The organism is [Flexibacter] sp. ATCC 35208 (genome assembly GCF_001975825.1).
Lineage (GTDB): Bacteria > Bacteroidota > Bacteroidia > Chitinophagales > Chitinophagaceae > Chitinophaga.
In genome coordinates this window covers 38284-49343 of sequence record NZ_MTKN01000046.1, presented here as the reverse complement: position 1 = coordinate 49343, position 11060 = coordinate 38284, and the positions used below count along the sequence as shown (strand labels likewise).

General features: G+C 38.8%; 11 protein-coding genes. 3 read left to right on the top strand and 8 right to left on the bottom strand.

From position 1 onward, the window contains the following. Window positions 1–62 precede the first annotated feature (62 nt). Both BW716_RS24570 and BW716_RS24565 read right to left on the bottom strand, forming a co-directional pair. Window positions 63–794 (bottom strand): LytTR family DNA-binding domain-containing protein, encoded by a 732-nt coding sequence (locus BW716_RS24570; RefSeq protein WP_083727031.1) that lies wholly within the window; start codon window positions 792–794, stop codon window positions 63–65. Between the two features lie 5 nt (window positions 795–799). Further along, entirely contained in the window at window positions 800–1915 is a 1116-nt protein-coding gene (locus BW716_RS24565) for a sensor histidine kinase (RefSeq protein WP_235643938.1), read from the bottom strand. A 186-nt stretch (window positions 1916–2101) separates the two neighbouring features. Between BW716_RS24565 and BW716_RS24560 the strand changes: the two genes are divergently transcribed. Beyond that, entirely contained in the window at window positions 2102–2488 is a 387-nt protein-coding gene (locus BW716_RS24560) for an HPF/RaiA family ribosome-associated protein (protein ID WP_083727027.1), read from the top strand. Between the two features lie 128 nt (window positions 2489–2616). After that, window positions 2617–3567, top strand: a complete 951-nt coding sequence (locus tag BW716_RS24555; RefSeq protein WP_083727025.1) for a YeiH family protein — start codon at window positions 2617–2619, stop codon at window positions 3565–3567. Between the two features lie 39 nt (window positions 3568–3606). Here the strand turns inward: BW716_RS24555 and BW716_RS24550 are convergent, their stop codons facing one another. Beyond that, window positions 3607–5430, bottom strand: a complete 1824-nt coding sequence (locus BW716_RS24550) for a M2 family metallopeptidase (RefSeq protein WP_083727023.1) — start codon at window positions 5428–5430, stop codon at window positions 3607–3609. Window positions 5431–5762: 332 nt separating this feature from the next. On the opposite strand from BW716_RS24550, the gene BW716_RS24545 reads away from it, so the two are divergent. Continuing rightward, window positions 5763–6239, top strand: coding sequence for a hypothetical protein (locus BW716_RS24545; RefSeq protein WP_083727021.1), 477 nt, complete (start codon window positions 5763–5765; stop codon window positions 6237–6239). Between the two features lie 276 nt (window positions 6240–6515). On the opposite strand, the gene BW716_RS24540 is transcribed toward BW716_RS24545, so the two are convergent. The 5 genes from BW716_RS24540 to BW716_RS37730 form a co-directional block, all read right to left on the bottom strand. Beyond that, a complete protein-coding gene (locus tag BW716_RS24540) occupies window positions 6516–7505 on the bottom strand; it encodes a hypothetical protein (RefSeq protein WP_083727019.1) in 990 nt (329 codons plus the stop codon). Next, on the bottom strand, window positions 7495–8019 hold the full coding sequence (locus BW716_RS24535; RefSeq protein WP_083727017.1) for a hypothetical protein: 525 nt from the start codon (window positions 8017–8019) through the stop codon (window positions 7495–7497). The genes BW716_RS24540 and BW716_RS24535 overlap by 11 nt, the downstream gene beginning before the upstream one ends. An 8-nt stretch (window positions 8020–8027) precedes the next feature. Further along, entirely contained in the window at window positions 8028–9170 is a 1143-nt protein-coding gene (locus BW716_RS24530; RefSeq protein ID WP_143709010.1) for a hypothetical protein, read from the bottom strand. 42 nt (window positions 9171–9212) lie between these two features. Further along, on the bottom strand, window positions 9213–10568 hold the full coding sequence (locus BW716_RS24525; protein ID WP_083727013.1) for a hypothetical protein: 1356 nt from the start codon (window positions 10566–10568) through the stop codon (window positions 9213–9215). A gap of 125 nt (window positions 10569–10693) precedes the next feature. Beyond that, a complete protein-coding gene (locus tag BW716_RS37730) occupies window positions 10694–10969 on the bottom strand; it encodes a PIN domain-containing protein (RefSeq protein ID WP_143709009.1) in 276 nt (91 codons plus the stop codon). Window positions 10970–11060: the final 91 nt, after the last annotated feature.

The following is an 11060-nucleotide window of genomic DNA, read 5'->3' as shown; positions in this document are numbered from 1 at the left end:
TGGTTTACACCTTTGCGGTCCATAGTAGTTCCTGATTCGTATGGAGTAATTGCACTAACATTTTACGAAAAACGGATCTTATCCCACAATTTATTTGACACCACCTGTTCAATCACCTGTTCCCTGTAATTTCTGCTGATAGGGATCCTGTGTTGCTGAATAAAGATCTCATTCCCTTCTATCGCCTCAATTTTATCAATGGCCACAATGTAAGATTTGTGCACCCGGATAAATGCATTGCTATCGAGATTTTGTTCCAGGTTTTTCAGGTAGAGTAACGTTACATACTTCCCTTTCACGGTATAAATGGTGATATAGTTTTGCATGCCTTCTACATACAAAATATCCTCAAAATGGATCTTTTCATACTTGCTGCCGCACTTGATAAAGCAATAATCAGTAGCAACCTCGGCCTTCTGTACCGTAGGTCTGTTTACGAGCTGGTGGTATTCCCTCGCTTTGCTTACGGCCTTAAAAAAACGGTCAAAAGTGATAGGTTTTAGCAGGTAGTCCATTACATTCAGCTGAAATCCTTCCAGCGCATAGCTGGGATAGGCCGTTGTGATAATCACCATAGGTGGCTTCTGGATGATCTTCAGAAAATCGATGCCGTTCATCTTTGGCATCTGGATATCCAGGAAAATCAGGTCTACGGGATGCTGATCCATCAGTTTCATGAGCGCTACCGGGTTTTCGCAGGTATCGATCAGGTGCAGAAAATCGATTTCTTTCACATAGTCTGCCATCCCTTCGCGGGCCAGGGGTTCATCATCTATGATTACACAGTTTATCATCGTTTTCAGGCTATTTTATGCATGATCGGCATACTTTGCAATATGGACAATTGTAAAGTAAGTAATATGGTAAAAGTGGTGCTATTGCTATTTACTGTCAGGTTATACTGACCGGGATACATCAGGTCCAGCCGGCGCCGTACATTTTTCAATCCGATACCTCCGTAATGCACGACTTCTTCACTGTCAGCACCGGATACGCTGTTTGCCACGGCCAATTGCAGTTCCTGACCGTTTATCTGCAGCTCAATCTGCACCCAGTTTTGCTGATCAGCATGCTTTGATACATGCTTGAAAGCATTCTCTACAAAGGTCATCAATATAAACGGGGCAATGCCCAGCCTGGCATCGTACAGGGCCGGCAACTGGATATCGACCTCTACATTGGCGTTCTGCCGCAGTCTTTCCAGTTCTATTCCATTTTCAAGGTAAGCAATTTCTTTATTCAGCAGGATCTGCTTATCGTTACATTCGTACAACTGGTGCCTGAGCAGGTCAGAGAATTTGGCCAGGGAGGCAGAGGCCATGTCAGGGTTCTTATGGATCAGGAAGAAGATGGAATTAATGGTATTGAAGAGGAAATGGGGGTTAAACTGGTACTTGAGGTAATTCAGTTCGGTTTCCAGTTTCTCCTTTTCCAGTAATTGTTCTCTTCGCCTGGTCTGCAGCCAGCTTCTACCCAGTTTGATGCTCATGGCCAGGGTCATGGCAGCAATAGCGCTGGGAAGGGAATTGGCGAATAAAATGCTCAGGAAACTATCTGTATGAAAGAGCTCCTTCACAGTCGTACCTGCCAGCGAAGCGGTAAGGTAATACCCTGGTACGATACATCCTGCTGTTAACAACGTCGTCACTACCAGCAGAATGACATAGGTCGTATATTTTCCCTTTTCAAAATACTTAGGCAATAGAAAATATAAATTGAAATACACAGCCAATGTTTCCCAGAATACATAGGTAAAATACTTTGGAAACATGGTGGTGGTAAAGATGATGGTCGCTGCTTTGATGGGGTTGCCCACAGCCACTGTCCACCATATAAATTGGTAGAGCATCCAAAAGGGGATGTGGTAAAGTTTGTATTTGTAGAACCAGTTACGCATCTTTCTGAAGTTACGCAAAAGGCGGGTTATTTTCCGCCGCCGTTACATGAATGACATGAAATAATTGATGAACTGCATCTCCTGCATTTTGAGATTGTCATTCACCGGCGCACCGGATTATTATAGCCCACTAACCGGCATCAGTTGCTTGCCTGATTTCATCTGGCACAATTCCTGTAGTTACTTCATTAAAAATATTGAACTATGGATATTATTATTCAATCCCTCGGATTTAAAGCCAGTAATGCACTTGAGTCATATATCCGTGAAAAGCTGAACACGTTAAAAACAGACAAAATCGTAAGAGCAAACGTTACATTATATAAAGGGCCGGATAGTACGCCTGAAAATAATTATTGCGAAATCAGGCTGGAAGTACCCGGTCAGGATCATTTTGTAAAGAAAGTGAGTCCTCACTTTGAACCTGCTGTGAATGAGTGTGTAGATGTGCTGCAAGCACAGATAGTGAAGGTCAGGGGTAGAAAAGAGGATGGCAACAGGCACCAGGATAAGTCAAATATCCAGGATGTGCTGCTGCAGGAGGACAGTGATAACAATGAAGATGTAGAATTGGAAGATGTCGTGAAATAGTGTTTTTTTAAGTAGAAAGGGGTGATAAAAAGAGTCTTTTTATCGCCCCTTTTGCATAACATAAAGTTATAACCCATTACCATTTTCGATTTTCATTTGCCATTACTTCGCCGGACATTTGTGGGCAAATGGAAACAGGGAACAAAACATTTTTAGACCGGACAGTTAGTCTTACGACAAGGGAAGTCATTTTTCTGCTGGCATTCGTATTCTGTCTTACACCGCTCATCACGCCGCCGGTAGCGTTATTGATGGGGTTCATCATTGCCCAGTTTGTCGGGCATCCATATTTACATTTGAATCATAAGGCGACCCATTTGTTATTGCAGATCTCAGTAGTAGGATTGGGATTTGGGATGAATGTAACGAGTGCCATGCATGCGGGGAGTCAGGGGTTGTGGTTTACCATAGCGTCTATTGCAGGTACATTAGTATTCGGAACGCTGCTTGGAAAATTGTTAAAAATAGATAAAAAGATATCTTACCTGATATCTGCGGGAACGGCGATTTGTGGAGGGAGTGCGATAGCAGCGATTTCTCCTGTTATCAAAGCTGAAGAAAAACAGATATCCGTGGCACTGGGAACGATCTTTATCTTAAACTCTTTCGCGCTTTTTCTTTTTCCTTTTGTTGGACATTTGTTAAATCTTACGCAGACACAGTTTGGACTGTGGAGTGCGATTGCGATACATGATACCAGTTCTGTAGTAGGGGCTGCCAGTAAGTATGGAACAACCGCCCTGCAGGTGGCGACTACGGTAAAGTTGGCGAGGGCGTTATGGATCATCCCGCTTTCTTTGTTGAGTTCTGTTGATAAGAAGAAGGTGAAGATACCTTTGTTTATAGGGTTCTTTATAGTGGCGATGGTGTTGAATACGTATATACCTATTGTGCAGGAATATGGTCATTATGTGGTAGATATTGCTAAGGCAGGGTTGACGCTGACGTTGTTTTTGATTGGGTGTGGGTTGAATGCAAATGTGTTGAGGGCAGTGGGGATCAGGCCGTTTGTGCAGGGAGTTGTGTTGTGGGTGTTGATTGCAGGGGCGGCGTTGTGGTCTATTGTTAGTTTTGTTTAAATAACGCGCAGGTGAGTTTCCTGCGCGTTATTTAAGTGTTTATTCAAACACAGGTTGTGCCGGCAATGTATATTTTTTACCGGTATTTGCTTTCTTCAGATAATCCATTAACACACTGAAATAAGCGACCATTGGCTTCGCACTCATATCAGTATGCAGGTCATCTTTCAGCTGTTGTCTCCAATCAATACTGGCTCCCGGGCTCATTACCTTTTTCAGGAAATCACCTACGGCTTTATTTCCCCAGTAGTTAGTGGCATGTGGATCCTGGTGCAGAATATTATCAGCAATGTAAGCATGAAACTGGAATACCAGTACACTCGCAATAGAGTAATCGTAATACTGAGCGGGATCATCATTGATATGCGTTTTGGTCGCCGCATCACAATACTCCTCTCCTCTCTCCGTAGGCGGTACGATCCCCTGGAATTGTTTTACCAGTTTCCACCATGCCTGATTATACTGATCTTTCGGGAGTTTCTTTGCATACAGATTATATTCAAACTCCGTCATCACCCCACTGCTCCATGGCAGGCTCACTACATAACTCAATGCTTCTTTTAACAATTTCAGTGTATCATTGGTCGTCGTATTCTTAGGAATCAAATTCAGGTTTTCAAGGAAAGGCTTTTGTAAAGAAGCTAATCCCATCATGGTTCCGAAAGCCTCATGAAAGCCTCTATTGGCCCCACCACGCAAAATTACGGGGATCTCCGGACGGCTGTAAGACATATAATAATAGATATGTCCGAATTCATGTAATACTGTACTCCAATAATCGGTGGTAGGGGTAATACTTTCTAAAGAACGCACATCCTTATCCAGGTCCATATGCCATGCAGAAGCGTGGTTATTCTTGGTGAACGGGCTATCTGCAGGTACCGGGTACAGGCTACTCTTTTCCCAGAATACAGGTGGCAGTGCATCGAAACCGAGGCTCTTGTAAAAGTCTTCACTCTGATGTGCCATCCATTCAGCGCCATGTACTTTGAGAATAGAATCGATACTCAGCCCTTTTACATCCACCAGAGAAGACCAGTCTTGTCCCCAGCGGTTGGGCAACCAGTCGGCAGGAATATAATCAGGTACGGGTTGTTTATATTTCTCAGCGAGGGTATAACGTGCCCAGGTATGCAGTTCTCTATACAACGGCCATATTTCTGTTACAAACTGGCGGGTCAGTTTGATCATTTCATCTTCGCTCATGCCATATTCGCGGGCGTTATAGTCGAAGAAGTCTTTATAACCCAATGGTGTAACAGAAGCATTTCGCAGGAACTGCAGTGAATCCAGTCCGTTTTTTAGAGTCTTGCCGACTTCTTTGCTGGCGGTCCATGCTTTTCTTCTCTCCTGCAGGTTGTTGGAAGATTCCAGTATTTCATCGATACGGCCGGTAGTAACGGGTTTGCCATCGAGGGTAAACTTGAATCCATAGAGAGCAGATAATTGTTTGTTGGTGGCGCTGATACGGCGGGTCACGATATCGCCGGCGGTAGCGGGGTTATTGCCTGCGTTGAAGAGGATGACTTCGAACTGTCTTATTTGTAAGGGCGTGAGTTGTTCTTTTAATTGCAGGTATTTCTGCGCAGAGTCAATGTTTGCTTTGCTACCGGTATATTCAGCCAGCACCTTATCGGCGGCATCTGCCAGCTGCTGGCTCACGGTGTCTCCTTTTACGATACGGGTATTCAGCGTCCATTGGGCCAGGTTGTCTTTGTAGATGAGGTCCTGAAATTGTTTGTTGTAACCATCCAGGTAGGTCTGGGCTTGTAGCTGGACAAGCTGGTGGTTGTTTTTGCCGGTGGACTGGCAGGCTGCGAAAGAGAGCAGGGCGCCGGTGGCGACAAGGGTGATACGATTCATAAAAGGGTAGATTTTGCGGAGTGAATTTAGGGAATTTTATTTTGTTCAGAGAAATGGCGAGGGGGAGGTGGGGGGAATGGAGGAATGAACAAAATGAACAGAGAAGAAGGGTGTAGATTTGGGATTATGAGAGGGGGAAGGGATTATTTCATTGGAAGAGGGAATAATTGAAAGACCGGGAGGGAAAGGACTGTTTCATTAAAGGACTAGATAATTGAAAGACCGGGAGGGGAAGACTGTTTCATTAAAAGACTGAATAATTGAAAGACCAGTAGGTGAAAGAATATTTCATTAAAGACCATTTTATTAAAAGACTAAATTATTAAAAGACCATGGCCTATAATCCAACTACAATTGCCAATTATTTTATTACCACGTATGCATCAGAATATGTACCTATTAATGTCAACCAACTTGTTGGCCTTACCTATTTCTCATATGGCTGGTATCTTGCTTTTTCAGAAGGTAGATCAACCTTAATCAAAGAACCGTTGATTTGCCATATCAGCTGCGCTACATTTGCTTCATTATGGGAAAATATGATTGTCTCCAGAAGGAGATATTATTACAAAAAACTGCCTAATCCACAGGGTAATCAGGCTATTTCCAAAGAAGACCAGCACTTACTTGACCGGGTATGGAATACTTATGGGCATATTGGAGATAATATTATCATTAAGGCTTTTCATAATGATGTAAATAATCCCTGGAAAAAAACATTGGTTACCGGTCAAAAAATAATTTCAATGATGCAGGTATATGAATATTTTAAAAATAAATTAATCAAGGCTGACACCCATGCCGTATAATTAAAGTAAGCAATGAATACAACTATCATCCAGTGTTTGGACACCCTTTCATCAGTTCCGGATGAAAATAATCTTTACAAAGAAAATGACTGGGAAACCAGGACCTGGCCCGACTGATCATACATCCTATTTATGAAATAAGTTCTAGTCAGTAATTTAACTTCATTCTGCACTACATTAGTATGGCCTAAGCTCTCATTTCAACATCATTCTCCTCTTGGGTATACCACTCAAATGCATCACTTTCCTCGTCGTCTAAAAACGTATAATGCGCAATTAAAAGATTTCACGATATCCCATTTTTGCTAATGTTATGTAAGTATTCGACATCTTTGAATAAGTAATAGCTGCTTCTTGTAGTTGTAATTTATGCTGTTTGAGGTATAATTTCTTTAGTGATTCTGCTTTAAGTAATAGTGCCATTGGATTAATAGAATGGTATTTGAGTGCTAGATCGCAACATTTTAATATGAATCCGTCAGTATAATTGTGTGTTTGAAATTCATAGCCTTTGGCTAGGTCTAGAACACATAATGCAATGGACTGTTGATTACTGAGAGTATCCATATAAAGACCATTACGAACAGCTTCTGATGGCGTATTTGTTGTAGTCATTATCCAGGCATCAGTAGGGAAAGTACCACTTGTTAATTCGGTATTGTACCAACCACTTTTTTCGCTGTAATTACGAATATAAATATGATTAGGAGCTAAGGAAAGCCAACATTTGACATGCAATTCATCAGCTAGAATCTTATATAGATAGACAAGACTGTGGCAATTCCCTGTATGAGTTAATAAGAGTTTGAACACAAACATATTGCTCCATGCATGCTTAGCAGAAGGGTCATCCTCATCATATTTGAATGGGAGATGTAATGTAGAAATAGAATCAGATTTATTGATGAATATAGAGGTGTCACATAATAACTTGAAAATTGAATAATTCCCAATAAAATTGAACGAATCGACTTTATTATTTTCATCAGTAATATTATCTATATTCAGTTTGCAAAGTACCGCGTATTCAGTAATAAAACCCTGAAATATCTGTTTGCTATACCTATTGGCTTTGTAGCAATTTTCTGCAATAAATACAGCATCCTTAAAAGAAGAATTATTCTTAAGGCAAGAATCTAGCAGGTCATATGATTGTTCATAGTTTTTTCGGATTGATGTATTATTATTCGTTTGAGCATAAGCACAAAAAAAAGTATTAAATACTGAGGTATATAAAATTAAAATGATTTGTTTCTTACTGATCATAAGGCGTTTCTAATTTACAAATCACCGTGTCATAGGGCTTTTCCCAAAAAACAACTGTATCTGGAACATTTTTATCTTTGGCATTTTTAACTACTCCTTTAAGCAAAGAATTAATCCTTCTTTCGATTCTACTATAATCTTCTTTGGTTAAATTTTCTCCTTTTGTTATCCAATTCATGGATTTATTTGGATTATACACCTCAGCAAGCTTAAACAGCCCGTTCGAAGAAAGGTGGTATGCTTCAAATGGACTATCAACAAAGTAAGCTATTTTATTCATGTATGAGGAGTATTGCAAATCTCCTCCATTAATTAAAAAAGAATATCTTTTAGAGGTGTCAATTTTATAATTAATGCTGTCAAGATAGTTATAAACTAATTCATCATTTACATTAGTAGTGATTTTTAAATCCATAAGAGAAACTCTATTACCTGCCTTGTATAAATTATTGCAAGCGAAAAAAAATATTACCAATATAACAATTGGTATGCTCGTTCTGTAAATTGCTTTCATTCTACTATTTATTCAGATGGTACTTTAGGTGTAAAATTATGATCTTTATCTTCGTCCCACATTCCCGTTTTTCTTCTCCAATTTCCATCTATATCTTTTTCCATATATTTCTCCAAAAATAAATTGTAGTTGTATTGAGTATCAGGTTTTAAAAAAGATCCATTTTTTGTAGTACGGGCTTCATTTGAATAATTTTGCAACATCCAGTAGGATATGTTCACCTTTTTATCAGCTACCACATTTCTGAACAGTGATGCACCTCTCCATGCGGCTTTTCTTTCACCAGTAGTAACAGCCTGGCCATTATAAGGATCACTACTTCCAGTTTTATATTTCTCCCTGAAATCATTCCAGCCATTTAATGCTGCTTCATCTACCGGAGTTGTTCCCCAATCATTAAATAAGGAATTGCCTCCAACTGCATTCAATTTATCATAAGCATCATCATGTTGTTTTGCCAAAAAATCGACCTGATCTACTGCTGGCAAATCATAGTCATAGTTCTTGCTACTTCCCAACCCATCAAAGTTTGGTTTAAATAGACCAGTTGCACCCATATAATTGCCATATTCAAGACTTACTCCAAATGAACTTGCATTCCGGGCAACAAAATATGCGTCTTGCCCAATATCTTTGCCTCCACTTTGAAATTTAATAATATATTGAACACCTTGCCCTAAACTGCCATGCGCATTATGTTGATTCGCATTATACCAGACATAGCTGGCATTGCTCAGGTTACCTATTTTAGGATCAGTTTTGTCCAAGTTGAAAACAAAGGTATACGTTACATATTCCATACCGTCAAGATCAATACCATCAATGGGTCTATTACTTGCATATTGATACGGGCTTAACATTGAAAAACTCCCTGTAAGAGGATCTGTACTTAAAAACCTACTGCTAGTAGAATTATCCGGTCTCCTTCGGATCTCGGTATTTTCATCCATTAAATGGACGACCTGCATTGTATTGATATTTATTAATGCGGTACCGATCTTTTGGATACTGTCTTCATCAAATAATTCCTTATACTTACCACTTGTCAAGGTTACAATACTTGCTTTCTTACCAATCTTTTTATATGGATTTTTATTTTGAGCAATTGATGATATAGAAAGTAAAAGTAGGAGAATGAAAATTAAATTCAAAGGCCTTAGGTTATGCATCTTTATTTATTGAAAAGTGAAAATTTATTTTTGAGGCTTGTTGGTTAAACTATTCTGAACCATCTGAAGTTTTTTAATTTCTATATTCATTTTTTCTTGTTCATATTTCTCATGTTCCTTTGTTTTTTCATCTTTTAAAGATTCCTGCCACTTATTGTAGGCTTCAGGAGGCATTTCCTGAAACCCTGTTACTGTAATTGCCTGTTGCGTTACTTTGGCATTATTATAAGCTAATTGTAAGTCAGGAAACTTATAAAAGTCCTTAATTGAAGGGTATCCTTTTGAGCAAGCTAATTTTTCAAATGTGGTAATATAATAATTAGCACGTACCATTAGTGCTGTTAGATTTACCGAATCCTCTTTCAAAATCTTATTTATCAGCAGTTGAGAGAAGCTATCGTAATTTACCTTCAATTTCTCCTGGTAACATAAAAGCAAATCAGCTAAACATTGCGCATATAATTTTCTATTTGAGAGTGTATCAAGATAGGTTTTGTTTTTATAAGCAGTAGAGTTCACGTATGTTGATTGCATTAGCCAAGAGGTTGAAACAAGATGGGCATTAGTTGTTTCATAATTATATCGTTTGCCAGATTCATCAAAGAATTGTATAAAGGAATGATTAGGAGATAGCGAGAGATATGCCTTCGCTCCTAAATGTTCTGAAATGCATAAATATAATAATGGTAAAGAATGACATTGCCCCTTGTTAGTTAATAGTAATTTGGTGACAAACATTTTTGTCCAATCATTTTCTCCCATTGGGTCTTCAAAGTCATACCTGATTTTATCTAAAGTATAATACTTGTTATGCAAAGGATCCTTAATATCATTCAATTGGCCAAATAACTTTTGTATAGCATAATGGAGCGCTAAGTTGCTTTTCTCATTCAATCCTTCCTGCTTTAATATAAACTTTACCAATTGTGCTTTTTGTTCAATCACTTTTTCAAATTCAGAATAACTATAGGATTGACTGTAATATGGCATTTCAGAAAGATATACTGCCTTGGTAATAGAAAAGCTATCGGGATTTATTTGCAAAAATTGTTGAAAGCTTTTATTAAAATAACTTAACGCATCCGATCTATTGTCTGGATCAACGGAATTCGCACCATACATCGCCTTCACATTTTCTTCGTTTACTTGATTAATCTTTGGCGATAAGGCATATTTACTTTCTATTTTCCTTTCTTCCTCCTCTTTATTTTGGATCAGATTATTTGTGCTTTCAGATAGTTTATTAGATGTAGATTTGTTTGTAACAATCGGCTCGAAAGATTGAAATTTAGGGGTAGAAATTTGAGAAAAGCAAAATAGTGATTTTATCAAAAAAGCAGAGAAGATGGGTATGTGTCTTATTCCAACTAGTAGTTTCATGGGCGTCTTAAATCAATGGGTATGTGAAAATCACTTAAAAATACTAAATTTACCAATATCTATAATAAATAAATTTTGCAATTGTAAATTAGTAATGGTTTATCTATTTAAAGGGATTTTTACCGTTAATTTTCCATCAATAACCCGTCCGTATAATTTAATTCTTCTGAATAAAGCAGATTACAGTTGCTTTCCAAAGCCTCAGTAGTGATCATACTATCGTAGAAGGTAAAGCCATAGCAATCTGCTATTTGGCACGTCTGCAAAACAGTATCTTCTGTATTGGTGTGAAGGTTGTTATTTTGCAGCATTCCTTTATCTGACAGGACAACAGATGACTGTACAGAGAAGGACATTGGTCGTGAATGATATACTGCCAATGCGGGATGAGTATAGTGCATTTATTGAAAAATTGCTCAATGAAAAGGGCTATTAGGCATCAGCAGGATTTATTTTCAATACCGAATTAGTTCAGGGCTTTTACCTAAAGGC